Here is a 23,504-nt window from a genome sequence, read left to right as displayed (position 1 = left end):
CGGGTGGTGGCCAACTCCCGATACCGTAGTGTTCACCATGTCATCCCGCCGAACCGCATCGCTGATCACCCTGGGCTGCGCACGTAACGAGGTCGACTCCGAGGAGCTGGCCGCGCGACTCGAGGCTGCCGGTTGGCAGCTCGGCGACGACGACCCTGATGTCGTCGTCGTCAACACGTGTGGCTTCATCGACTCCGCCAAGAAAGATTCCATCGACACGCTCCTGGCCGCCGCCGACTCCGGCGCCAAGGTGGTCGCCGCGGGTTGCATGGCCGAGCGCTACGGCAACGAGCTGGCCGAGGCACTGCCCGAGGCCAGCGCGGTCATCTCCTTCGACGACTACGCCGAGATCGGCGGCCGGCTCGACGACGTGCTCGCGGGCCGGTCGCTCACGCCGCACACACCACGCGACCGCCGCACCTTGCTGCCCATCTCGCCGGTGGACCGTGCCAGCGCGCCCAAGACGAGCATCCCCGGCCACGGCGACCTGCCGGAGGGCCTGGCGCCCGCCAGCGGGCCGCGGGTGCTGCGCAAACGGCTCGACGAGAGCCCGGTGGCCTCGCTCAAGCTGGCCTCCGGCTGCGACAGGCGCTGCACGTTCTGCGCCATCCCGGCCTTCCGCGGCTCCTACGTCTCGCGCAAGCCCGAGGAGCTGCTGGCCGAGGCCGACTGGCTGGCCCACAGAGGCGTGCGCGAGCTCGTCCTGGTGAGCGAGAACTCCACGTCCTACGGCAAGGACCTGGGCGACCTGCGGGCGCTGGAGAAGCTGCTGCCCGAGCTCGCGGCCGTCGAGGGCATCGAGCGCGTGCGGGTGAGCTACCTCCAGCCGGCCGAGCTACGGCCGGGCCTGGTCGAGGTGATCACCGGCACCGAGGGCGTGGCCGCCTACTTCGACCTGTCCTTCCAGCACGCCAGCGGCACGGTGCTGCGCAGGATGCGCCGCTTCGGCGACCCCGAACGTTTCCTCGGGCTGCTCGAGACCGTCCGCAAGCGCGCCCCTGAGGCGGGCGTGCGCTCCAACTTCATCGTGGGCTTCCCCGGCGAGACGGAGGAGGAGTTCGGCGAGCTGGTCGGGTTCCTGGAGCAGGCCAGGCTAGACGTCATCGGCGTGTTCGGCTACTCAGACGAGGACGGCACGGAGGCGGCGGGGCTGCCGGGCAAGCTGGCGCAGGAGGTCGTCGACGAGCGCGTGCGCGTGCTCACCGAGCTGGCCGAGGAGCTGACGGCGCAGCGCGCCGAGGAGCGCATCGGCACCGAGGTCGATGTGCTGATCGACGACGACCTGGGCGACGGCGGCTACGAGGGCCGCGCCGCGCATCAGGGGCCCGAGGTGGACGGTTCGGTCACGGTTCAGGGCATCGGCCTGGTCAAGGGCCAGATCGTGCGCGCGGTCGTGGTCGACGCCGAAGGGGTCGACCTGATCGCGCGCATCAAGGCCGGTCCATGAAAAGGGACGAGCGCCGCGTGGTAAGCCCGTGGAACATCGCCAACGTCCTCACGGTCCTCCGGTTGGTGCTCGTCCCCTTTTTCGTTTTCTGTCTTTTCCTGCCGGGCACGGGGTGGCGGGTGGCCGCGCTGGCGGTGTTCGCGGTGGCCTCGATCACCGATCACCTCGACGGCGAGCTGGCCAGGCGCTACGGCCTCATCACCGACTTCGGCAAGATCGCCGACCCGATCGCCGACAAGGCGCTCATCGGGGCGGCGCTGGTGTGCCTGTCGATACTGAACGAGCTGCCCTGGTGGGTCACGATCGTGATCCTCGTCAGGGAGCTGGGCATCACGGCCCTCAGGTTCGTGCTGCTGCGGCACGCGGTCATCCCGGCCAGCTACGGCGGCAAGGTCAAGACCGTGCTGCAGATCGCCGCCATCGTGCTCTATCTCCTGCCGTTCGTGCCGGGGCCCGTGCGCTGGGTGGTGATGGGGGCGGCGGTCGTCGTGACCGTGGCGACGGGCGCCGACTACGTCTTCAGGGCCGTGAAACTGCGTAAGGTGGCCAGGCAAGTGCGCGGGGAGTGACCTGCGTGGCCGGTGCTGGCGGCGTGCTCGATGGCTGGTGATGGCGAGGTGATGAGGTCGATGGCGGACGTGGCCGGGGTTCTGGCGATGCTGGTGGGCCAGGACGCGACGGTGGCGGTGGCCGAGTCGATCACCGGAGGGCTCATCGGGGCCGCGATCACGTCGGTCTCCGGGTCGTCCAAGGCGTTCAGGGGCGGGGTCATCTCCTACGCCACCGATCTCAAGCATGGGCTGCTGGGCGTGCCGGAGGAGTTGCTGCGGCGCGAGGGGGCCGTGCATCCGGAGGTGGCCGCGGGAATGGCGGCGGGCGTCGCGCGGTTGTGCGAAGCAACGTACGGGCTGGCCGTGACCGGTGTGGCGGGGCCCGAGCCGCAGGACGGAAAGCCGGTCGGGACCGTGCACGTGGCCGTGTCGGGGCCGGGCGGGCAGATTTGGGCGCGGGAATTGAGACTTCAAGGGTCGCGCGAACGTATCAGGGTAGAGACGGTGGACGAGGCAGTCGATCTACTGTCAGGTGTGCTGAAGGCGAACAAAGGGGAACATTCCGGGTGATTACCGTGTTACGTCGCGAGCGAACATGCGATGCACAGTCTGACGCGGTGTCGGTGGATACGGGTACGGTGGAGCTGTGAGTGAGGTCCGTGAGCCAACTGCAAGCACCGAGCGCCCGGCAGGCGGGCCTGATGAGTCGCGCAACAAGGCACGAGCGGCGGTCCAGGGGCGGCGACGTCCAGTGATGACGGCGAGGAGCATGTACGAAGCGAAGAAGAACAATGTGCGGCACGATCCGATCGCGCGGGGCGTGGTGAAGACATCCGCGCCGGGGAGGGAGCGACAGATGATTCTGCTGCGTCAGCTGCTCGGCGACGTGCTGAGGCGGTTGCGGGTGCGGCAGGGACGCACGCTACGCGAGGTGTCCACACTTGCCCGCGTTTCTCTCGGCTACTTGTCCGAGGTGGAGCGGGGCCAGAAGGAAGCCTCGTCCGAGCTGCTCGCGTCCATTTGCGGAGCACTCGGAGTGCCGCTTTCGCAGGTGTTGCGTGAGGTTTCCGATCAGTTCGCGCTGGCGGAGCTCCAGGCTGCCCCTGTGCTTGCAGACGTGCCCGAGCACGAGCGTCTGCCCCTGTCCGAGACGGTTCCCGGGTCGATGTCCGACTCCGTGTTCCCCGAAGTCAAGGACATGGTGGCCGCCTAACGCGGCTGGCAGCCGGCACACCACAGGATCAGCCGTTCCTGTGGCTGCACCCCCATCTCCCCGCGGCTGATGCGGGTGCCGCATCGGCGACAGGGCCTTCCCGCCCTGCCATAGACCCAGGTCTGATGCGCCGGGCGGCGATCACCTGTTGTCACCGTGCCCGCATGTCCCTTATTGGCGTCCAGCAACCGCTGGGCCAGTGACATGAGCCCCTCGAGATCCTCGATCTCCCCGACCTGCCTCCACGGCCAGACACCGCGCAGGAACAGGGTCTCGGCGCGATAGATCGTGCCGATCCCCGCCAGGTTGCGCTGATCGAGCAGCGCCTCCCCGATGGTCCTGCCGGGCGCCCCTCGTAGCCGCCGCATGGCCTCATCCGGGTCCCAGCCGGGACCGAGCAGATCCGGGCCCAGGTGGCCCACCAGTCGTGCCTCGTCGCCTGTTTTGACGAGATCCACCATCCCGAGCTTGACCCCGACCGCCTGCCATTCCTCGTTCGCCAGGATCAGCCTGACCTGATCGCCGGGCGCCGTGCGGCGGCCGACCGGCATGATCCGCCAGCTTCCGTCCATGCGGAGGTGGGTGTGGACGGTCAGGTCGCCCTCGACGCGGGTGAGCAGGTGCTTGCCGCGGGAGAGCGTGGTGATCACCGTGCGGCCGGTGAGGTCGGCCGTGGCATGGCGCGGAACCCGGAAGTCCGAGCGAGTGAGCGTCCTGCCGTCCAGCGCGCCTCGGAGGTTGGCTGCGGTGCGATAGACGGCATCCCCTTCAGGCATCCCTCCAGTGTAGGAAATCACGGGAATCTTCCCGTCCCGGGTGGCGTGCCCGTGGTGAAGGGCTTCGATCTGTTACGGCAGAGCCGAGCAGGCCGCCACTCACCGTACGTGGCTGGTGACCTCCAGGAGTACGGCCTCTGACCGGCACAGGGTCCGCGCCGTTACGCGCGTCTCCTTGCCCATCCGCGTGGTCCCGTTCTACTGCCTTTTGCCGTGGTTCACGGACATAATGACGACCAGAAGTGGGCCTTGACGGAGAGCGGGGCATGTCGGAGATCACGGATTTACGTGCGGGAGATCCCGCCGAGGTCGCGAGCTATCGACTGACCGGGCGTCTGGGATCGAGTCTGTTCGCCGGGACGTCCAGGGACGGTGAGAGCGTCGTCGTCCGGTTGTTGCCCGGCGAGATGCGGTCCGGGCCGTTTCTGCGGGTCATGGAGCCGTTGCGCGCCGTTCGCTCCGTGGGGACCGCGCAGATCCTGGAGCTGGGGCTGCTCGATGAGCGGGTCTACCTCGTCACCGAGTTCGTGGACGGGGGCACGCTCGAAGACGTCGGCAGGCGCCTTGACGGGGTGGGGCTCTATCGGCTGGCCGCGGGGACGATTACCGCGCTGGTCGCCATTCACCAGGCGGGGCTGGTCCACGGCGACATCCGGCCGGGGAACGTGCTGCTCGGGCCCGATGGGCCCCGGGTGATCGATGCGGGGCTGGAGCAGGCTCTGGCCGAGGCGTCCGTCTCCACCCGCAAGGTCGCTGTGCCCGCCTACACCGCGCCGGAGCGATTACGCGGCGCCGAAGCCGAGGCCGCCGCCGATGTCTTCTCCTGGGCGGCGACCATGGTGTTCGCCGTGACCGGGGCCTCGCCCTTCGAGGGCGGCTCCATGAGCGCCACCGTCGATCGCATCACCCATGGCGAGCCTGACCTGCCCGACCTGGGCGAACTGCACGGCCTGATCGTGGACTGCCTGGCCGGGGAGCCCGCGGCCCGGCCGAGTGCCAGTGAGGTGTTGTTACGGCTGGTCGGGCAGACGTCGTTCCTGACCGGGCGGGTGGACGGCCGCGCCGCGCCGGTTCAGCGGACCGAGCCGCCCGCCCGCCGGGGCGGAAACGTGCTGGGCCTGGTGGCCGCGTTCGTGGCGGGAGCGCTGTTGTCGGGCGCGGGCGTCTACGCGCTGACCGGCGATCGGCCGCCCGCCAGGAGCACGGTCGCCGCAGCCATCACCCCGGCCGCCACGCCCACGATCACCTCGGCGCAGACTGAGGCGCCGCTGGAGGCGGTGGAGAAGAAGGCGGAGAAGGACACCGAACTGCCGGCGATCGGCGTCACCCTGCACGAGCACTCCAAGGATCCGATCCGCCTGGCCTCCTATATCGAGTCCAAGAGCAAGTACACCTCGTGGGCCAGGGACAAGAGCGGCGCGTTCAAGGTCGTGGGCGCGACCGAGCAGCCGGTCGTGGCGCCCGACGGTGACTGGGTGGCGCTCAACCCCATGCTGAAGTTCCAGGCCTCCGAGCTGGACCAGGTCAAGTTCACCAGGATGTCCACCGGCGAGTCCTTCGTCGTCAGCACGGTCAAGAAGCCCCTGCAGACCATGATCCCCGTCTGGTCCAGGGACGGCGGCAAGCTGCTGCTCTCGGTGTACGACCTCGCCAAGGAGCCGCGGCGGCTCGTGGGTTTCGTGGTCGTCGATCTGGCCACCAGGAAGGCCGTGCACGTCGAGACCGAGTACATGGACGACTCCACCCTGACCTACACCTTCGCCCCCAACGGCACGATCGTCCGAGGCTTCTGGGACGGCAAGCGCGGCGGGATCGAGTATTACGACATGTCGGGCGAGGTCACCAAGTCATGGCACTGGGTCGGCCTGCCGCGCGGCGCACAGTGGTTCTCCCCGTCAGGCAAGAGGCTCGCCACCGTATGCCCGGACGGCAAGGACTACTGCGTCTGGGACGCCGGGACCGGCGCCCGGCAGGCGACGGTGCCCTACGGCGACACCGAGGGCAGCTTCCTCGGCTGGTTCAACGAAAAGCACCTTCTCGTGCAGGACCCGGGCAAGAAAGGCACCCAGGTCATCAAGGTCATCGACTTCTTCGGCGCCACCAAACGGGTGCTGGCCGACGTCGCCACCAAGAATCCGCTGCTCGTTCAGTTCGCGCCGGTGCCACGCTCGTGAGACCGCTGATCGCGAGCGATCCCGTCCGCATCGACGGGCATCGCGTCGTGGGGCGTCTCGGGGAGGGTGGCCAGGGCGTCGTCTACCTGGGTGAGTCGTCCGACGGGACGCGAGTGGCGATCAAGCTGCTGGGCGCGGGCCTGGACGACCCGAACGCGCGGGAGCGGTTCGGCCAGGAGATCGGGTACGCGCGGCGGGTCAAGGCGTTCTGCACCGCGCAGGTGCTGGCCAGCGGCGATCTCGGCGGCACCCCGTACGTGGTGAGCGAGTTCGTGGACGGCCCGTCGCTGGCCGAGGTGATCCAGGGCCGGGGCGCGCTGCGCGGGGCTGAGCTGCGGCGGCTGGCGATCGGCACGCTGACCGCGCTGGCCGCCATCCACCAGGCCGGAGTCGTGCACCGGGACTTCAAGCCCGGCAACGTGCTGCTCAGCAGGGACGGCCCCCGGGTGATCGACTTCGGCATCTCCAGGGCGCTGGGGGAGCCGGAGCTCGGCGGGGAGCACCTGGAGGGGACGCCGCCGTACATGGCTCCCGAGCAGTTCGCCGGGCAGCCCGCGGGCCCCGCGTCGGACCTGTTCGCGTGGGCCTCGACCATGGTGGCCGCCGCGACGGGACGCCCGCCGTTCGGGACGGGCGACGTTCCCTCGCTGGTCAACCGCATCCTGCATGCCCAGCCCGACCTCGGAGATCTCGACGGCGAGCTGCGGGACCTGGCCGGGCGCTGCCTGGCCAAGGATCCGCGAGCCCGGCCCACGGCCGCGCGGGCGCTGCTCACCATGCTCGGGCACCGTGTGCCTGCGCAGGCGCTGCGGGACACCGGCGAGCAGCGGCTACTGGCCGAGGGACAGCAGTCCGCGGCGCCTCCGGCGCCTCCCGCCCGCCGCGGATGGCCGCTGGTGGCGGGGGTGGCCGGCACCGCGCTGGCGGTCGTGGCGGCGGCGCTCCTCCTCTTGCGCCCGGCGCCGGCGCCACCGCCCAGCCTCGCGCCCACCCCCACGCCGCCGCCGGCGCCGCGCCCGGGGCCGATGGCGCTCGACTCGGTGTCGAAGCTGAAGCTCCCGGAAACCGGCATCACGTTGTACGAGAACCCCGCCGACGCCCTCTGGGTCACCTCCTACCACGACCAGCGCAAGGGCGGCATCAACCCGACCTACACGCGGGACCCGGCCACGGGCGCCTTCGCCTTCTTCGGCACGTGGGAGGAGCCGATCGTCTCGCCGGGCGGCGGCTACGTCGCCTCCTTGTCGATCACCCGCGCCACGAGGACCGACTTCGAGACCATCCGGCTCCGCGATCGTGCCAGCGGCCGGGAGCGTCAGCTGCGTACTGTGGACAAACCGGCCACGCTGACGCGGCCGCGCTGGTCGGACGACGGGCGGCGGCTGCTGGCGAACGTCATCGACACCGGTGCGTCGAACCAGACCGTGGGTTTCGCGGTGGTGGACCCGGTCGCCGGGTCGGTCAAGGTCACCAAAGTGGCGGGTGCGGGCAAGTCGGCGTTCGCGTGGGGCGCCGATCGGGGCAGCGTGATGTACCAGCCGCCCGGTGGGCGGATCTGGGTGCTGGATCTCGACGGCAGGCAGGTGCGGGGGTTCTCGGGGCTGGGCCAGTTGATGGTGAGCGGGGTGGAGAAGACCCAGCTAGGAGCGATCTTCGCCACACAATGCCCTGATATTTCGCGAAATGTCTGCTTCTGGGATGCGCAGAGCGGCGCCAAGAAGGGCGAGGCCCGGCTTCCCAAGGGCGCGGCCTTCAGCGGCTGGCTCGACGACCGCTATTTCCTGGCCACCCGGCCCAACGGCAGGAACACCGACGTCGTCATGATGGACGCGACCGGACATGCCGTACGGACCCTCGCGACCGGCCCCAAGGCCGAACTCGACGCCATCGTGCTCTGGTACTCAAGGAAGTGACCGATCGGCCTCGGTGATCGGCGCGGCGGCCGGGGCCGGGGCGGGCTGGGCCAGGATCACGGTCAGGTCGTCCGTGCCCGGCGCGCCCGCCGTGTGCCTGCGCAGCAGGTCGAGCACCTCGTGCAGCGACGCCTCCAGCGTGGGCTGCGTCAGGGCGGCGTGCAGGCGCTCGTCGAAGGGCAACTCGGCGCCGTCGCGGTCGCGGGCCTCGGTCAGCCCGTCGGTGAACAGCAGCAGACGGTCGGAGGGCAGCAGGCGCACGCGCCACACGTACGGCTGAGGGGACAGGCCGAGGGGCCGGCACGGTTGGGGCGCGTGCAGCGCGCGCAGGCGGTTGTCGACGCGGATCGGAGCGGGATGGCCGCAGTTGACCAGCAGAACCCCGCCCGGCACGAACTCCGCCAGCAGGACCGTCACGAAGTCCTCGGGCCCCAGGCCGGGGGCGATGTGGGCGTCGAGGTCGAGGGCCAGGGCGCCCAGGTCGGGGGCCGTCGCCGCGGTGCGGCGGAAGGCGGCCAGCACGCTCGCGCTCAGATGGGCCGCGTCCAGGCCGTGCCCCTTGACGTCCCCGACGATCAGGCGCAGGCCGTGGGGCGTGGCCACGGCGTCGTGCAGGTCGCCGCCGATGCGCGCCTCGCCCGTAGCCGCGCGGGTGTGCGCGGCCAGGCCGACCCCGCCCAGTTCGGCGGGGAGCGCGGGGATCATGGCCCACTCGGCGATGCGGGTCATGCGGGCCAGCTCGGCGTGGTGCCGGGCGTGCGTCCTGGCCGTCATGAACGCCCACAGGCCGCCGGTGGCCACGATCAGCGCGCGGACCAGGTGATGTGGCAGGTCGGTGTCCTCCACCGCGGGCAGCAGCAGCGCCAGGGCGAGCGCGGTGGCGGCGGCCAGCGCGGTGGCGCGGGTGGTCAGCCAGTGGGCGGCGGCCAGCGGGCCGATGAGCAGCAGCGCGGACAGGGAGACCGTGGCGTAGGCGGTGTCCGCCAGCGCCACTCCCACCTCGACCAGCAGCAGCGCCGGCAGAAGCAGCCGGTGCTGACGCCTGGAGGAGGCTCGCTTCGGGATGGGGTCTCCTTGGGCGGATCCGGATAGGAGTAGCCACCTTCTCACTTTTAGTGACGGTGCGGGAGTGGTTCCGGCAAACTGAGGGGCACGCCTAGGTCTGTGGGGTGACGATCGTGCAAGCCGGACAGTGGCCTGGAAATCTGCCGGGCGAGACCACGACGCTGATCGGCCGCCGCGAGGAGGTGGCGGGGCTGCGGGCCCTGTTCGCCAGGTCGCGGCTGGTGACCGTCACGGGGGTGGCGGGGGTCGGCAAGAGCAGGATCGCCCTGCGCGCCGCCGCCGAGCTGAGCGCGGACTTCGCCGACGGGGCCTGGCTGGTGGCGCTGTCGCCGCTGGCGGAGGGCAGTGCGCTGCCGTACGCGATCGCGGAGTCGCTGCCGCTGAGCGACCAGAGCACGCGCCCGGTGACCGAGGTGCTGGCCGACTACCTGGCCGACAGGGAGCTGCTGCTGGTGCTCGACACCTGCGAGCACATGGCCGAGACGTGCGCGAAGGCCGTCACGATGCTGCTGTCGGCGGCGCCGGGGCTGCGCGTGCTGGCCACCAGCCGCCGCGCGCTGGGCTGCTCGGAGGAGCGGGTCTTCCCTGTGGAGCCGCTGCCGGTGCCCACCGGCACCGAATGGGCGGACGACGACGCGGTGGCGCTGCTGGCCGACCGGGCCGCGCTGGCGATGCCCGGTTTCACGGTCACCGAGGCCAACAGGGACGCCGTGCTGCGCGTGTGCCGGCGGCTTGAGGGGCTGCCGCTGGCCATCGAGCTGGCCGCCGCGCGGCTGCGCGAGCTGACCGTGGAGCGGCTGGCCGAGCGGCTGGACGACCGGTTCACGGTGCTCGGCACGACCGAGCACAAGGTGTACGACGCCGATCCGCCCTGGCACCAGGCGCTGCGTACCGCGATCGGCTGGAGCCACCAGCTCTGCACCCCGGCCGAGCGGCTGCTGTGGGCGCGGGCCTCGGTGTTCGCCGGCGGCATCCACCCGGCGGCGGTCAAGGAGGTCTGCGCGGATGACCGGCTGCCGAGCTGGCAGATCCCGCAACTGCTGGAGTCGCTGGCCGACAAGTCGATCCTGACCTGGGAGCCGACCGGCGCCGGGGACCGCTACCGGATGCTGGACACCATCCGCGAGTTCGGCGCGGTCTGGCTGAAGGACCTGGGCCAGGACGAGCGGCAGCGGCGCCGGCACCGCGACTACTACCTGGAGCTGGCCCGCGAGGGCGACGTCTCGTGGATCGGGCCCGACCAATACGCCTGGTACGACAGGATGACGGCCGAGCACGACAACCTGCGGGCGGCGCTCCAGTACAGCCTGGCCAGGCCGGAGGGCCACGCCGCGCTGGAGCTGGCCGGGGCGCTGTGGTTCTTCTGGTACCCCTGCGGATTCCCCAAAGAGGGACAGCACTACCTGGAACGAGCGCTGGCCCAGCACCGCGAGCCGGGCCCGGCCCGTAACAAGGCGCTGTGGGCCTGCAGCTTCGCCATGATGTGCCAGGGCGAAGAGGTCGGCGCGGAGAAGCTGGCCATCGAGTGCGCGGCCGAGGCCGAGCGGCTGGGCGACGTCGAGGCGGCGGTGGCCGCGAAGGGCGCGCTCATGTGCGCCAGGATGCTCGCGGGCGACCACGCGCGGGCGGGGGCGCTGGCCAGAGAGCTGATCGACGAGGCCGACCCCTCGGCGCTCGTCTTCACCACGCTCCTGGCGCTCAACGGCTACGGCCTCATCTGCACGGTCACCGGCCGCTTCGAGGAGGCCATCGCGTTGCACGAGCGGTTGCGCGTGTTGTGCGACCGGTACGGCGAGCTCTGGCAGCGCGCGTACGGCGACGTGCTGCGCGCCCAGGCCGACATGGCGTGCGGGCGGGCCGAGGCGGCGCAGAAATACGCCCAGGCGGGCCTGGAGGTCAAGTGGCGGCTGCACGACAGCGTGGGCATGGCGATGGCGATCGACGTGCTCGCGCCCGCCGCGGTGGCCAACGGACAGGGTGAAAGGGCCGCCCGCATGCTGGGCGTGGCGCGGCAGATCTGGGACACGCTCGGCAAGGGGCAGGTCGGGCTGCCGGAGCTCGTCGCCGCCCGCCGGGCCTGCGAGAGCCGGGTGCGCGAGGTGCTCGGAGACCGGGCCTACGACAGCGCCTACAGGGCAGGCAGGGAGTCCGATCTGGACGCGGGGGTGGCCTACGCGCTGGGCGGCCCCACGCCCTGAGGTCAGTCCCAGGCGGCGGGGTCGGCGGCGAGGTGGCGGACCCGCTCGGGCAGCGCACCGGAGGCGACCTGTTCGAGCGTGACCTCCTCCAGGATCGAGCGCTCGGTCGAGCGCAGCGCGATCCACACCTGCTGCAGCGACTCCGCCGGACCACGGTAACCGACGTGCTCGGGCCGCTCGCCGCGGACGTTGGCCAGCGGGCCGTCCACCGCCCGGATGACGTCGGCCAGCGAGATCTCGGCGGCCGGCCTGGCCAGCACGTAGCCGCCCTCGGGGCCGCGCTGGCCGCGTACGAGCCCGGCGCGGCGCATCTGCAAAAGGATGTTTTCCAGGTATTTGGGCGGCATGTCCTGCTCTTTGGCGAGCTCGCCCACAGTAGTCGGGCCTGCACCGGCTGCAGCGAGTTCGGCAGCGGCGCGGAGGGCGTAGTCGACACGAGCGGATAGGCGCATGTTCTCGATTATCCCTCCTGGTCAACACTGGTTAGGCGCAAGGTCGTCAGAACGGGCACGCGATGCGAATCCGGAACCCCTGGCACCGCGCTCACCTGCGCCGGTGTGCAAGTGTTGGAGCGCTAAACTTCCAACAACCTTTTCCGATTTTGACGGTGGGATTCAGTGTGGAGCGACGCCCTGGTGTGCCCAGACTGCTCAGGGAGATCAACGACCGGGCCGCGCTGGAGTTGCTGCTGGCCACCGGTCCCATGACGCGCGGGCAGATCGGCGAGCTGACCGGTCTGTCCAAGGTGACGGCCTCACAGACGCTGTCCAGGCTGGAGGAGCGCGGTCTGGTCGAGGTGGTCGGCGCGCAGGCCGGCGGGCGCGGGCCCAACGCGGCGCTCTACTCGGTGATCCCCTCCAGCGCGTACGTCGCCGGTCTCGAGGTCGGGCCCGAGCTGATCTCCACGGCCATCGCCGACATCCACGGCCGCACGGTCGCCGAGGTCACGGTCGAGCCCAACGGCCACGACGACCCGGTCTCGGTCGTGCACGACGCGATCGTCAAGGCGTGCCGCAGCGCCAAGGTCGGCATCGCCAAACTGCGCGGTGTCGTCATCGGCACCCCGGGCGTGGTCGATCCGCGCAGCGGAGACATCCGCTTCTCCTTCGACCTGCCGGGCTGGCACGAGGGCATCCACGAGGCGCTGGCCGGTGACCTGCGGCGCAAGGTGACGATCGAGAACGACGTCAACCTCGCCGCCATCGCCGAACGCGCCGACGGCGCGGCCAAGGGCGTGGACGACTTCGTGTTGTTGTGGTCGAGCCGCGGGCTGGGGCTGGCCATCATGCTCGGCGGGAAGTTGCACAGGGGGCGTTCCGGCAGCGCGGGGGAGATCGGCTACCTGCCCGTGCCCGGGGTGCCGCTGCCCGAGGACATCCGCACCGAGCCGGGGCGGCTGCCCTCTCTCGCCGGAGGTCTGCAGTCGCTGGTCAGCGCCGAGGCGGTGACAGAACTGGCCCGGGGCTACGGGTTCGCGGCCGGTAGCGCGACCGAGTGCGTCAAGGTGGCGGTGGCCGCCGGGGCCGACGGCGAGCCGCTGCTCGACGAGGTCGCGCAGCGGCTGGCCCTGGGGGTGGCGGCGGTGTGCGTGATCCTGGACCCCGGGCTGGTGGTGCTGGCCGGGGAGGTCGGGCACGCCGGTGGCGCCGCGCTGACCTCCCGGGTGGAGGAGGCCGTGGCCCGGATCTGCCCGGTGCGGCCCCAGGTCGTCACCACCACGGTGACGGACAAGAACCCGGTGTTGCGCGGCGCCGTGCTCGCGGCCCTGGACCAGGCCCGCGAGGAACTGCTGGTCCCCTGAGCGGTCAGGCGGTGAGGAGTTCGACGGCGGCCTGGGCGTTGGCCCTGGCCGCGCCGTACGTGGCGATGTAGGCGGCGCTGTCCGGACGCCAGACCGGCAGGCCCATCTCGATCACCGTCGTGTCGGGCCGGGCGGCCACCAGCGCGGAGACCAGGTCCTGGCTCTCGTGGTGCCGGTGCGCGTCCTTGACCACGACGACCAGGGACCGGTTCACCGCCTTGGCCAGCAGGCCCGCGACGTCGGCGGCCGCGGGCTTGACGCGGACGATCTCGGCCTCGGGCAGCCACGGGCCCACCCCCCACGGCACGTCGCCCACGGCGATCGTCGGAGGGGTGTCCACCTCGATCACCAGGGGTTCGACGAGAGGCGTGGCGGCACCGGTCAGGCGCACGGCGCGGCGGGCCGCGTGCAGGCCGACCACGTTCTGCCCGACGGAGCTCTGCTCGGCGGAGTTCTGCTCGGGGGCGCCGGCCCAGGATCGCAGGGCCGCCACCCTGGCCGCCGCCTCCTCCAGCCGGACGAGCGGCAGGCGCCCGTCGCGTACGGAGGAGACGATCTCGGCGATGATGGCCAGCACGTCGTCGTACGTCGGCAGCGGACCCAGGCACAGCAGGTCCGACCCGGCCGCGATGCTCAGCACGGCGCCGCCGGCCAGCCCGACGCTCTTGGTGATGGCGTGCATGTCCAGCGCGTCGGTGATGACCACGCCGTCGTAACCGAGCTCGCCCCTGAGGAGCCCGGTCAGCGCGGCGCCGGACAGCGTGGCGGGCGTCGCGCCCGTCACCACCGGCACCGCGACGTGCGCAGTCATCACCGACTTGGCCCCCGCGCCGATGGCCGCGCGGAACGGCGCCAGCTCCCTGGCCCGCAGCACGTCCATGCTGACGTCCACGACCGGCACCGCCAGGTGGGAGTCCACCCGGGTGGCGCCGTGGCCGGGGAAGTGCTTGACGCAGGCGGCCACGCTCACCGACTGCAGACCCTGGACGGCCGCGACCGTGTGCCGGGCGACCAGCTCCGCGTCGGTGCCGAACGACCTGGTGCCGATCACCGGGTTGTCGGCCTCGGTGTTGACGTCGGCGCTGGGCGCCATGTCCAGGTTGATGCCGCACGCGGCCAGCTCCGAGCCGATCGCCCGGTAGACCCGGCGGGTCAGCTCGACGTCGTCCACGGCGCCCAGCGCCGCGTTGCCCGGGTACGGGCTGCCGACGTGGTACGCCAGCCGCGTGACGTCCCCGCCCTCCTCGTCGAGCGAGATGACGGGCTCACCGGCTCCCCGCAGCGAGGTGGTCAGGTCGAGCACCTGCCCGGGGTCGGCCACGTTGAAGCCGAAGAGTGTCACACCGCCCAGCCCGTTCTCCAGCTCACTCAGCACCCAGCCGGGCGCCGTGGTGCCCTGGAAGGCGACGAGCAGCGTGCCGGCCGCGAGGCGGCGCAGCCCCCGATCACTCTGACTCATGGCTCCTCATCGATTGGCATGGTCCAGTACGGCCTCCGCGTGCCGTACCTGCCTGTTGGTGGTGGTCAGCCCTTGACGGCCCCGGCGACCAGGCCGGAGACCATGCGGCGTTGGACGATCAGGAAGAAGATGACGACAGGGACGGTCATCATCGTGGAGGTCGCCATGATGGCGCCCCAGTCCGTGCCCTTCTGCCCGAAGAAGTATTGGAGCGCGACGGGCATGGTGTATTTCGTCGGGTCCCCGAGCAGGTAGAGCGCCATGATCAGCTCGTTCCACGCGGTGATGAACGAGAAGATGCTGGTCGCGACCAGGCCGGGGGCCACCAGGGGGAAGAGCACCTTCCAGAAGGTGGTGAGCCGGCTGGCCCCGTCGATCCAGGCCGCCTCCTCCAGCGACTTGGGCACGGCGGCGACGAACGTGCGCAACATCCAGATGCCGAACGGCAGCGTCAGGGCCACCTGGGTGACGATCAGTCCGAGGAGCTGGTCGTACAGGCCGAGGCGCTTGACGCTCAGGAACAGCGGGATGAGCAGCGCCTCGGCGGGGATCATCTGCGCGACGAGCAGCAGCGCCAGGAACGCCGTGCGGCCCTTGAACCGGAACCGGGCGATCGCCGTGGCCGACAACAACGCGAAGACCGCGCCGATCAGCACTGTGGAGAGCGCGACGATGGCGCTGTTGCGCATGTACAGCCAGATCGAGTGCCCGGCCACGCCGTCGGTGAGCACGCGGCTGACGTGCTCGAAGGTGAAGTGGGTGGGGAACGGGATGAAGTCGGTGGTGAAGATCTGGTCGTTCGCCTTGAACGCCGTGGAGACCATCCAGTAGACCGGGAAGGTGGCCACCACGAAGACCAGCACGCCTGCCGCGTTGAGTGCGGCCTTGCCCAGGCGCCTGCGGCCCAGCGGGGTCATCACACCTCCTCCTGTCTGAAGATCTGGCGGATGTAGACAGCGGTGATGATGAGCAGGATCACCGTCAGCACCACCGCGATCGCGGCGCCCGAGCCCATCTTCGGCGGGGCCTTGAACGCCTCGGTCACCGCGTACATCGACAGGTTGTAGGCCTCCCGGTTGCTCGTCCCCGCCAGCACGTAGAGCTGGGAGAAGACCTTGAAGTCCCAGATGATCGACAGCACGGTCAGCACCGCGAACACCGGCTTGAGCAGCGGGAAGGTGATCTTCATGAACGTCCGCCACGGCCCGGATCCGTCGACCCTGGCGGCCTCGTACAGCTCGGCGGGGATGCCCTTGAGCCCGGCCAGCACCGAGACGGCGACGAACGGGAAGCCCGCCCAGACCACGCAGATGATCAGCACCATGTAGATGGACCAGGCGTCGTTGAGCCAGGGTTCGCCGGTCCAGTCGGAGCGGCCGAACAGGGCGCTGGAGAGCCAGTCGGGCAGCAGGTTGAGCGCCCAGTTGATGATGCCGGCCTCGGCGTCGAACAACCAGCGCCAGATCACGCCCTGCGCCACCGGCGGGACGGCCCAGGCGAACATGATGCCGATGATCACGAACATCGACATCTTCCTGCCGAGCCGGTGCAGCAGGACGCCGACGGCGGTGCCGAGGGCGAGCGTGAGCGGGACGGCGATCGCGGCGAACACCACGGTGTTGCGCAGCGAGGACCAGAAGACCTCGTTCGCGAGGATGGAGGTGAAGTTGTCGAGGCCGACCCAGGTCGCCGGCTTGCGGCCGGAGATCTGGACGAGGCCGACCTTCTGGAAGGCGATGATCGCCATCTGGACCAGCGGGTACAGCAGCAGTGCGCCGATGACCAGCAGGCCGGGGATCAGCAGGACGTAGGGGATGGACCAGGCAGGCAGCCCGCTGGCCCGTTGCGGGGGGCGTGCGCGGCGCCGCCCCGGAGAGGCGGGCCGGCCGCCGCCCCGGGGGAGCGTTGACGTGTTCGTCATAGGACTCAGGAGGCGTTGAGGATGGTTTCGAGTTCCGTGTTGGCCGCGGCCAGCGCCTCATCGGCGGACGACTTGCCCTCGATGACCTTGCGGGCCGCGTTCTGCAGCACCGCCTTGGTCTCGTTGGCCTCGGTCCACTGCGGGTCGGCGGGGAAGGCCTTGGCCTTGGCGAAGGCCGCCGCGAACGGCGCCTGCACCGGGTCGCTGGAGAGCGCGGCCAGAGCCTCGGGGTAGACGGGGAGCAGGCCGCCGTCGGTGGCGTACTTGACGCCCCACTGCTTGCCGGAGGCGAGCTTCACGAACTCCTTGGCCGCGTCCTTCTCCTTGGCGGTGCCCCAGACGGCGATGTCGTTGCCGCCGAGGAACGACTGCGCCTCGCCGCCGTCCTTGGACGGGAGCGGGAAGAAGGAGAGCTTGTCACCCTTGATCTTGCCCTTGCTCTCCTCCTCGATGGTCGCCAGGTCCCACGACGCGGTGAGATACATGCCGACCTTGTTGTTGGAGAAGCGGGTGCGGATCTCGGTGGTGTTCTGGTTGAGCCGCGCCTTGCTGGACAGGCCGTCGGTGACCAGGGCGGTGTACTGGGCGAAGCCGGTCTTGAAGGCGGGGTCCGTCAGCTTGCCGACCCACTTGTCGCCCTCCTTGACGGCGTAGTCGCCGCCGGAGGTCCAGGCCAGGGCGCCGAGCAGGTGGTTGGCGTCGGAGCCGCCGTTGAAGGCGAAGCCGTCGACGTCCTTGCCCTTCTCGGCCTGGATCTTCTTGGCGGCGGCGACGAGCTCGTCCCAGGTCTTGGGGATCTCGATCTTGAGGTCCTTGAACCAGTCGGCGCGGTAGAGCACCGCCCGGCTGCCGCCGCCCCACGGCACGGCGTACGTCTCGCCGTCGATGGTCTCCAGACCCATCAGGTTCTTGGGGATCTGGGCCTGGTCACCCCCGGCGACGATGTCGGTGATCGGCTCCAGCGCCTCCTGGCTCTGCCAGAGCGGCACCTGGTCGTTGCCGATCTCGGTCACGTCAGGACCGGCCCCACCGGCTGCCGCGGCCGTGAACTTGTCGTTGACCTGCGGCCACGGGATCCACTCGACCGTCACCTTGGCGCCGGTCTGCTTCTCGAACTCGGCGACCAGCTCGTCGGTGTACTTCTTGGCGTCGGGGTTGCTGTCTCCCAGGCGCCAGAAGGTCAGGGTCTTGCCCGCGTACTTGGGGCCGGCGGCCGAGGCGGCCGCGCTGGGTGAGGACGTGGGGGGTGCTTCACCGGACCCACAGGCGGCCAGGCCCAGGGCCAGCGTGGCCGTGGCGACCGTAGTGGCCGTGATCTTCGCGATCCTCACAGGGTTCTCCCTTCCCGGGTGCTGGCCTACGGTCCGCACCAGGCTGATCGTCATATGCCGAACGATGGTGTTAAACTAACAAGAAACTTTCTTAAAAGAAACGCTCGTTAGCCGATCGTGACGAGAAGGGGGCGCCGATGAGTCGCGACCCGGGAACCCCCCGGTTGCTGCGCCGGCTGAACGACCGCGCGGCACTCGAACTACTCCTCGGAGACGGCCCTCTCACCCGTGCCGAGCTCGGCGAGCGGACCGGGCTCTCCAAGGTAACCGCAGGTCAGCTCCTGGCTCGACTGGAGGAGCGAGGGCTGGTGGAGGTCGCCGGCGAGCGCGCGGGCGGCAGGGGGCCGCATGCCGCACTTTACGCCGTGGTTCCCGCCAGCGCCTACGTCGCCGGGCTCGAAGTCCTGCCCGACAGCCTCACCGTCGGTGTGGCGGACATCACAGGCAGAGTTGTCGTCGAGATCACGCTCAACCCCTCCGACGGCCGCGATCCGGTCAAGGCGGTGCACGCCGCCGTGCAGCGGGCGTGCGACGCTGCGAACGTCAGCCTGCCTCAGCTCAAGGCCTTCGTCATCGGTACGAGAGGCGTCGTCGACCCGCTCACCGGCGACGTGCGCATGTCGGTGGACCTGCCGTCCTGGCACGTCGGCGTGCTGGCCAGCCTGCGCGAGACCCTCGGCACCTCGGTGACCATCGAGAACGACGTCAACCTGGTCGCGCTCGCCGAGCATCGGCACGGCGCGGCCATCGGCTTCGACGACTTCGTGGTCATCTGGGCCGGCGTCGGCCAGGGACTCGGCGTCATGCTCGGCGGCCGGTTGCACCGGGGGCTCACCGGCGGCGCGGGCGAGATCGGCTGGCTGCCGGTGCCGGGGGAGCCGCTGCCGTACGACGTCTCCAGGCCGCAGTCGGGCTCGTTCCAGCGGCTGGTGAGCCACGACGCGCTGCGCGGGCTGGCCGACGAGCACGGCGTGAGCGGCGCCACGGTGCCCGACCTCGTACGCGGGGGCGACGATGACTATCTGGACGCCGTCGCGGCCCGGCTGGCCCTGGGCGCGGCGGCCGTGACCGTCGTCCTGGACCCCGGCCTCATCGTGCTCAGCGGCGACATCGGCCGGGCCGGCGGCGAGCGGCTGGCGGCCAAGGTGCAGGAGGCGGTGGCCCGCGTGTGCCCGAGCCGGCCGACCGTCGTCGCCTCCAGGGTGGCCGGGAACCCGGTGTTGCGCGGCGCCCTGGTGGCGGCCCTGGAGCAGGCCCGGGAGCAGGTCTTCTCCGACACTGTGTGAGAATTTCTGCCCATGTGGCAGTCCCCGAACGATGTCGTTCTCATCTCCGACCCCCGCGTGACCTCGATCCCGGTGCGGGAGATCGGCGAACCACTGGCGGACGTGCGCGGGCGCCTGCGCGTGGATCCGCGGCTGGCCGACGACCAGGGCGCCTACGCGCACCTGCGCGCCGGTCTGCTGCGACGGCTTGAGCACGCGGAGAGCCTGCTGCCCGACGGCTACCACCTGGTGATCGTCGAGGGTTACCGGCCGATCGCCACACAGCGCCGGTATTTCGACGCGTACCGCGCAACGTTCCCCGATTTGTCGCCCGACGAGGCATATATCGCGGCAAGTCGGTACGTGTCGCCGGTCGATGTCGCCCCCCACACCGCCGGCGCCGCCGTCGACCTGACCCTGTGCTCCCCCGACGGCACCGAATACGACATGGGCACCGAGGTTAACGACAACCCGGAGCAGAGCCAGGGCGCCTGCTACACCGCCGCCCCCAACATTTCCGAAGACGCCCGAGCCCACCGCAAGCTCCTGGCCGCCGCCCTGGAGCCCGCGGGCCTGGTCAACTACCCCACCGAGTGGTGGCACTGGTCCTACGGAGATCGTTACTGGGCGATGTCCACCCGCGCCGGGCACGCGCTCTACGGCCCCGTGGAGTTCGCCGGTTGACAACCCTCTGTCGGAAGGGTTTTCCCCGGGGTGTGGTACGGGCACAACCTCGTACGGAGGCTTGTGGACTCCCCAGCGAGGTGCAGGCATGGTTCCGCTCATCGGGATCGAAGAGGAATACCTCGTCGTCGATCCCCGCACCCGCCACGTGACCCCCCGGGCGGCCGAGGTCCTGGCCGCCGCGACGGACGTGCTCGACGTGGTGCATGAAATCACCAGATTCCAGGTGGAGGCCCGCACGCCGCCCTCCGCCGACCTCAGCGAACTGGGCTCGCAACTGCGCGCGGCGCGCAAGGAGGTGGCGGACGCCGCCCGATCGTGCGGCCTGGCCGTCGTCGCCAGCGGCATCCCCGTCCTGGGCGACGTGATGCCGCCACCGCTCACCGACGACGACCGCTACCTGCAGGGCAAGGTGCTCTACCGCGCGTTGCAGGACGAGATCAGCATCTGCGCGTTACACGTGCACGTGGACGTGCCCGACGCCGAGCACGCCGTCTACGTGGGCAACCATCTGCGGCCGTGGCTGCCGACGCTGATCGCGCTGGCCGCCAACTCGCCCTTCTTCGTGGGCCGCGACACCGGCTACGCGTCGTGGCGGGTGATCAGCTGGGGCCGGTGGCCGGTCTCGGGCGCGCCACCGTACTTCCCGTCGTTCACCGCGTACGAGCTGGCCCTGCGGGCGCTGGCGGAGTCGGGCGCGCTGCTCGACGCCAAGACCGTCTACTGGGACGCCCGCCCGTCGCCCCGCCTGCCCACCGTGGAGATCAGGGTGGCCGACGTGCCGCTCGACGTGGCCGACAGCCTCACCCTGATCGGGCTCATCCGCGCCCTCGTCGTCACCGCGCTGACAGCCGTCAAGCGGGGCGACCGGGGGTTGCCCGTCCCGTCCGAGGTGTTGCGCGCCGCCTACTGGCGCGCGGCCCGCGACGGGCTGCGGGGCGACAGCCTGGACGTGCGGCACGGCACGCTCGTCCCGGCGGCCGTGATGGCCGGGCGCCTCCTGGAGCACGTACGCCCGGCGCTGGCCGAGGCCGGCGACCTGACCTTCATCCAGGAGGGCCTGGACCGGCTCCTGCGCGAGGGATCGGGGGCCATGCGGCAGCGACGGGCGTACGAGAGGGGTAATGACCTGGCCGAGGTGGTGGACGACCTCATCGAGGCCACCGTCGCTTAGTGCAGTGCCAGCGCGACGGCGACCCCCAGGCCGAAGGCGACCACCACGCCCCTGAGTACTTTGGCGGACATGAGCCTGGCCAGGCGGGTGCCGAGGAGGCCGCCCACCAGGCTGGCCGGCGCGATCACCGCCGCGGCCTGCCAGTTCACGGGGCCGAACAGGGAGAAGGCGATGACCGAGACGGAGCTGATGACCAGCGCGAGCACGGCCCGCACGGCGTTGACCCGATGCAGGTTGTCGTGCAGGAACATGCCGAGCACGGTCAGCAGCACCACGCCCATTCCGCCGTTGAAGTAGGCGCCGTAGCAGCCGCCGAGGAACACCCCGGCGTAGACCAGTTTGCTGGTCGGCCCGCCCTCCTCACCCCCGAAGAGCTTGCGCAACCACGGCTGCGCGAGCAGCGCGAGGCTGGCGAAGGCCACCAGCCACGGCACCATCGACTCGAACAGCTTGCCCGGCGTGAGCAGCAGCAACGAACTGCCCACGCACGCCCCCAGCACCGCGGCGATCGACAGCGACGTCGCTCTGCGCCGCTGACCGCGCAGCTCGGCCCGATAGCCGAGCACACCCCCCAGATAGCCGGGCCACAACGCCACCGCGTTCGTCACGGTCGCGGTCAGGCCCGGATAACCCATTGCCAGCAGGGCGGGGAAGGAGATGAGCGTCCCGCCGCCCGCCAAGGCATTCACCACACCGGCCAGGAGACCGGCGCCGACCAGGAAGAGCAGGTCGGTCATCGGCCGACAGCGTAGCCCTGAGCGCCACGCGGGTTGGCTGCCGCCTTGAGGAAAACGCCGTCACGCGCGACCGCGCTGAGCCGGCCGAGCGACCACGGGCCCTGCACCTCGACCTCGTGCCCGCGCCGTCGCAACTCCGCGATGACGCCCGGGTCCACGCGGTCCTCGACGTGCACGACGCCGGGGCGGGAGCCGCGCGGGAAGAAGGAGCTGGGGAAGTGCTCGGTGTGGAACATGGGGGCGTCGATGGCCTCCTGCAGGTTCAGCTTGCCGTGGACGACCGACAGGAAGAAGTTCAGGCTCCACTGGTCCTGCTGGTCGCCGCCGGGGGTGCCGAACGCCAGCCACGGCTTGCCGTCCCTGAGCGCGAACGACGGCGACAACGTCGTACGGGGACGCGTGCCGGGCCGCAGCGCGGTGGCCACGTCCTCCTGCAGCCAGAACATCTGCGCCCGCGTGCCCAGGCAGAAGCCCAGCTCGGGGATGGTGGGGGAGCTCTGCAACCAGCCGCCGCTCGGGGTGGCGGAGACCATGTTGCCGAACCGGTCCACGACGTCGATGTGACACGTGTCACCCTTGACCATGCCATCGCGGGCCACGGTCGGCTCGCCCACCCCCTGCGGCTTGCGGCCACCGGACACGCCGGGCGCGTCGCTCGCCGTGCCGGGGTCGGGGAAGACGGGCAGCCGGGGCGCGCGCCCACCGGGAGCGCCGGGGCGCAGCTCCAGGCTGGCCTGGGCGCCGATCAGCCGCCGCCGCTCCGCGTTGTACGCCGGGCTCAGCAGGTCGGCCATGGGCACGTCGGTGTCGCCGTACCAGGCCTCGCGGTCGGCGAAGGCCAGCTTGGCGGCCTCGGTCACCGTGTGCAGGTAGTCGGCGCCGAGGAAGTCCATCCCGTCCAGGTCGAAGCCGTCCAGCAGGGCGAGCTGCTGCAGGAACGCCGGCCCCTGGCCCCACGGTCCCGTCTTGGCCACGGTGTGCCCGCGGTAGTCGTAGGTCAGCGGCTCCTCGACCGAGGCCGACCAGCCCGCCAGGTCGTCGCCCGTGAGCAGGCCGCCGTGCACCTCGCCCGAGCTGTCCCGCCAGGCCGTCCTGGCGCTGAAGTCGGCGATCGCCTCTGCGACGAAGCCCTCGTACCAGGCCTTCCTGGCGGCGGTGAGCTGCCCCTCACGGGTGCTCGACGCCGACTCGGCCTCGGCGACCAGCCGCCGGTAGGTGGCGGCCAGCACGGGGTTGGCCAGCTTCGAGCCGGGAGCGGGAACGTTCCCGCCCGGCAGCCAGGTCGCCGCCGACGTGGGCCAGTCCTGGGTGAACAGGTCCTGGACCGACGAGATCGTGGCCGAGATCCGCTCCAGCACCGGCACTCCGTGCTCGGCGTAGTGGATCGCCGGCGCCAGCACGTCGGCCAGCGACCAGGTGCCCCAGCGCTCCAGCAGCAACATCCAGCCGCCGAACGCCCCCGGCACGGTCGCCGCCAGCAACCCGGTGCCGGGCACGACGTCCAGGCCCAGCTCGGCGAAGCGCTCGATGCTGGCCGCGGCCGGGGCCACGCCCTGCCCGCACACGACCGACACCTTCTGCTCGGCCTCGTCCCAGAGCAGGATCGGCACCTCGCCGCCGGGTCCGTTCAGGTGCGGCTCGGCGACCTGGAGCACGAACCCCGCGGCCACCGCCGCGTCATAGGCGTTCCCGCCGCGCTCCAGCACGCTCATCCCGGTGGCCGAGGCCAGCCAGTGCGTGCTGGCGACCATGCCGAAATCGCCCGACAGCTCGGGCCTGGTGGTGAACAACATTT

The 23,504-nt window shown here is 70.9% G+C and carries 20 protein-coding genes; 11 read left to right on the top strand and 9 right to left on the bottom strand.

From position 1 onward, the window contains the following. The first annotated feature begins 37 nt into the window (after positions 1-37). The 4 genes from rimO to ACFPZ3_RS16875 all read left to right on the top strand — a co-directional run bounded on the left by rimO (position 38) and on the right by ACFPZ3_RS16875 (position 3,211). Complete coding sequence (gene rimO / locus ACFPZ3_RS16890; protein ID WP_379515052.1) at positions 38-1,447, top strand: 30S ribosomal protein S12 methylthiotransferase RimO; 1,410 nt, start codon at positions 38-40, stop codon at positions 1,445-1,447. Continuing rightward, entirely contained in the window at positions 1,444-2,016 is a 573-nt protein-coding gene (gene pgsA / locus ACFPZ3_RS16885) for a CDP-diacylglycerol--glycerol-3-phosphate 3-phosphatidyltransferase (protein WP_379515051.1), read from the top strand. Before rimO ends, pgsA begins: the two co-directional genes overlap by 4 nt. Before the next feature lie 51 nt (positions 2,017-2,067). Then, the gene (locus ACFPZ3_RS16880) at positions 2,068-2,568 is read left to right on the top strand and encodes a CinA family protein (protein WP_379515050.1); all 501 of its coding nucleotides are present in this window, start codon (positions 2,068-2,070) and stop codon (positions 2,566-2,568) included. 286 nt (positions 2,569-2,854) lie between these two features. Next, a complete protein-coding gene (locus ACFPZ3_RS16875) occupies positions 2,855-3,211 on the top strand; it encodes a helix-turn-helix domain-containing protein (protein ID WP_379515185.1) in 357 nt (118 codons plus the stop codon). On the opposite strand, the gene ACFPZ3_RS16870 is transcribed toward ACFPZ3_RS16875, so the two are convergent. Further along, the gene (locus ACFPZ3_RS16870; RefSeq protein ID WP_379515049.1) at positions 3,208-3,987 is read right to left on the bottom strand and encodes a DNA-formamidopyrimidine glycosylase family protein; all 780 of its coding nucleotides are present in this window, start codon (positions 3,985-3,987) and stop codon (positions 3,208-3,210) included. The genes ACFPZ3_RS16875 and ACFPZ3_RS16870 overlap by 4 nt on opposite strands. A gap of 266 nt (positions 3,988-4,253) precedes the next feature. Here ACFPZ3_RS16870 and ACFPZ3_RS16865 point away from each other — a divergent pair, with 266 nt between their 5' ends. Together ACFPZ3_RS16865 and ACFPZ3_RS16860 are read left to right on the top strand one after the other, a co-directional pair. Further along, positions 4,254-6,161 carry a serine/threonine protein kinase gene (locus ACFPZ3_RS16865; RefSeq protein ID WP_379515048.1) on the top strand — a complete coding sequence of 636 codons (1,908 nt, stop codon included), beginning with the start codon at positions 4,254-4,256 and terminating at the stop codon, positions 6,159-6,161. After that, positions 6,158-8,074 (top strand): protein kinase domain-containing protein, encoded by a 1,917-nt coding sequence (locus tag ACFPZ3_RS16860; RefSeq protein WP_379515047.1) that lies wholly within the window; start codon positions 6,158-6,160, stop codon positions 8,072-8,074. The genes ACFPZ3_RS16865 and ACFPZ3_RS16860 overlap by 4 nt, the downstream gene beginning before the upstream one ends. Here ACFPZ3_RS16860 and ACFPZ3_RS16855 read toward each other — a convergent pair. Continuing rightward, on the bottom strand, positions 8,063-9,184 hold the full coding sequence (locus ACFPZ3_RS16855; protein WP_379515046.1) for a PP2C family protein-serine/threonine phosphatase: 1,122 nt from the start codon (positions 9,182-9,184) through the stop codon (positions 8,063-8,065). The genes ACFPZ3_RS16860 and ACFPZ3_RS16855 overlap by 12 nt on opposite strands. 59 nt (positions 9,185-9,243) lie before the next feature. Between ACFPZ3_RS16855 and ACFPZ3_RS16850 the strand changes: the two genes are divergently transcribed. Continuing rightward, a complete protein-coding gene (locus ACFPZ3_RS16850) occupies positions 9,244-11,337 on the top strand; it encodes an ATP-binding protein (protein ID WP_379515045.1) in 2,094 nt (697 codons plus the stop codon). A gap of 2 nt (positions 11,338-11,339) precedes the next feature. Here the strand turns inward: ACFPZ3_RS16850 and ACFPZ3_RS16845 are convergent, their stop codons facing one another. Further along, positions 11,340-11,789, bottom strand: a complete 450-nt coding sequence (locus tag ACFPZ3_RS16845) for an RrF2 family transcriptional regulator (RefSeq protein WP_379515044.1) — start codon at positions 11,787-11,789, stop codon at positions 11,340-11,342. Between the two features lie 167 nt (positions 11,790-11,956). On the opposite strand from ACFPZ3_RS16845, the gene ACFPZ3_RS16840 reads away from it, so the two are divergent. After that, on the top strand, positions 11,957-13,138 hold the full coding sequence (locus ACFPZ3_RS16840) for an ROK family transcriptional regulator (RefSeq protein WP_379515043.1): 1,182 nt from the start codon (positions 11,957-11,959) through the stop codon (positions 13,136-13,138). A gap of 4 nt (positions 13,139-13,142) precedes the next feature. Here the strand turns inward: ACFPZ3_RS16840 and ACFPZ3_RS16835 are convergent, their stop codons facing one another. From ACFPZ3_RS16835 to ACFPZ3_RS16820, 4 genes are all read right to left on the bottom strand, one after another. Then, positions 13,143-14,597: a glycoside hydrolase family 3 protein gene (locus ACFPZ3_RS16835; protein ID WP_379515042.1), complete on the bottom strand. Its 1,455-nt coding sequence runs from the start codon at positions 14,595-14,597 to the stop codon at positions 13,143-13,145. 65 nt (positions 14,598-14,662) lie between these two features. Beyond that, positions 14,663-15,514 carry a carbohydrate ABC transporter permease gene (locus tag ACFPZ3_RS16830; RefSeq protein ID WP_379515041.1) on the bottom strand — a complete coding sequence of 284 codons (852 nt, stop codon included), beginning with the start codon at positions 15,512-15,514 and terminating at the stop codon, positions 14,663-14,665. After that, on the bottom strand, positions 15,514-16,518 hold the full coding sequence (locus ACFPZ3_RS16825) for a carbohydrate ABC transporter permease (protein WP_379515040.1): 1,005 nt from the start codon (positions 16,516-16,518) through the stop codon (positions 15,514-15,516). Before ACFPZ3_RS16825 ends, ACFPZ3_RS16830 begins: the two co-directional genes overlap by 1 nt. Positions 16,519-16,523: 5 nt before the next feature. Beyond that, on the bottom strand, positions 16,524-17,849 hold the full coding sequence (locus ACFPZ3_RS16820) for an extracellular solute-binding protein (RefSeq protein ID WP_379515039.1): 1,326 nt from the start codon (positions 17,847-17,849) through the stop codon (positions 16,524-16,526). A gap of 137 nt (positions 17,850-17,986) precedes the next feature. Between ACFPZ3_RS16820 and ACFPZ3_RS16815 the strand changes: the two genes are divergently transcribed. From ACFPZ3_RS16815 to ACFPZ3_RS16805, 3 genes are all read left to right on the top strand, one after another. Beyond that, entirely contained in the window at positions 17,987-19,135 is a 1,149-nt protein-coding gene (locus ACFPZ3_RS16815) for an ROK family transcriptional regulator (protein WP_379515038.1), read from the top strand. A gap of 12 nt (positions 19,136-19,147) precedes the next feature. Continuing rightward, on the top strand, positions 19,148-19,798 hold the full coding sequence (locus tag ACFPZ3_RS16810; RefSeq protein WP_379515037.1) for a M15 family metallopeptidase: 651 nt from the start codon (positions 19,148-19,150) through the stop codon (positions 19,796-19,798). Between the two features lie 88 nt (positions 19,799-19,886). Then, complete coding sequence (locus ACFPZ3_RS16805) at positions 19,887-20,972, top strand: carboxylate-amine ligase (protein ID WP_379515036.1); 1,086 nt, start codon at positions 19,887-19,889, stop codon at positions 20,970-20,972. On the opposite strand, the gene ACFPZ3_RS16800 is transcribed toward ACFPZ3_RS16805, so the two are convergent. Continuing rightward, on the bottom strand, positions 20,969-21,709 hold the full coding sequence (locus ACFPZ3_RS16800) for a sulfite exporter TauE/SafE family protein (protein ID WP_379515035.1): 741 nt from the start codon (positions 21,707-21,709) through the stop codon (positions 20,969-20,971). The genes ACFPZ3_RS16805 and ACFPZ3_RS16800 overlap by 4 nt on opposite strands. After that, positions 21,706-23,502: a gamma-glutamyltransferase family protein gene (locus tag ACFPZ3_RS16795; protein WP_379515034.1), complete on the bottom strand. Its 1,797-nt coding sequence runs from the start codon at positions 23,500-23,502 to the stop codon at positions 21,706-21,708. Before ACFPZ3_RS16795 ends, ACFPZ3_RS16800 begins: the two co-directional genes overlap by 4 nt. Positions 23,503-23,504: the final 2 nt, after the last annotated feature.

This window comes from Nonomuraea insulae (assembly GCF_042656245.1).
The sequence above is the reverse complement of the archived record's forward strand: the minus strand, read 5'-3'. Positions and strand labels throughout refer to the sequence as shown.

Bases quoted from the DNA above. Each gene is read 5' to 3' on its own strand.
- rimO (WP_379515052.1), top strand. From the start codon at position 38: ATGTCATCCCGCCGAACCGCATCGCTGATCACCCTGGGCTGCGCACGT.
- pgsA (WP_379515051.1), top strand. From the start codon at position 1,444: ATGAAAAGGGACGAGCGCCGCGTGGTAAGCCCGTGGAACATCGCCAAC.
- ACFPZ3_RS16880 (WP_379515050.1), top strand. From the start codon at position 2,068: ATGAGGTCGATGGCGGACGTGGCCGGGGTTCTGGCGATGCTGGTGGGC.
- ACFPZ3_RS16875 (WP_379515185.1), top strand. From the start codon at position 2,855: ATGATTCTGCTGCGTCAGCTGCTCGGCGACGTGCTGAGGCGGTTGCGG.
- ACFPZ3_RS16870 (WP_379515049.1), bottom strand. From the start codon at position 3,987: ATGCCTGAAGGGGATGCCGTCTATCGCACCGCAGCCAACCTCCGAGGC.
- ACFPZ3_RS16865 (WP_379515048.1), top strand. From the start codon at position 4,254: ATGTCGGAGATCACGGATTTACGTGCGGGAGATCCCGCCGAGGTCGCG.
- ACFPZ3_RS16845 (WP_379515044.1), bottom strand. From the start codon at position 11,789: ATGCGCCTATCCGCTCGTGTCGACTACGCCCTCCGCGCCGCTGCCGAA.
- ACFPZ3_RS16835 (WP_379515042.1), bottom strand. From the start codon at position 14,597: ATGAGTCAGAGTGATCGGGGGCTGCGCCGCCTCGCGGCCGGCACGCTG.
- ACFPZ3_RS16830 (WP_379515041.1), bottom strand. From the start codon at position 15,514: ATGACCCCGCTGGGCCGCAGGCGCCTGGGCAAGGCCGCACTCAACGCG.
- ACFPZ3_RS16825 (WP_379515040.1), bottom strand. From the start codon at position 16,518: ATGACGAACACGTCAACGCTCCCCCGGGGCGGCGGCCGGCCCGCCTCT.
- ACFPZ3_RS16815 (WP_379515038.1), top strand. From the start codon at position 17,987: ATGAGTCGCGACCCGGGAACCCCCCGGTTGCTGCGCCGGCTGAACGAC.
- ACFPZ3_RS16810 (WP_379515037.1), top strand. From the start codon at position 19,148: ATGTGGCAGTCCCCGAACGATGTCGTTCTCATCTCCGACCCCCGCGTG.
- ACFPZ3_RS16805 (WP_379515036.1), top strand. From the start codon at position 19,887: ATGGTTCCGCTCATCGGGATCGAAGAGGAATACCTCGTCGTCGATCCC.
- ACFPZ3_RS16800 (WP_379515035.1), bottom strand. From the start codon at position 21,709: ATGACCGACCTGCTCTTCCTGGTCGGCGCCGGTCTCCTGGCCGGTGTG.
- ACFPZ3_RS16795 (WP_379515034.1), bottom strand. From the start codon at position 23,502: ATGTTGTTCACCACCAGGCCCGAGCTGTCGGGCGATTTCGGCATGGTC.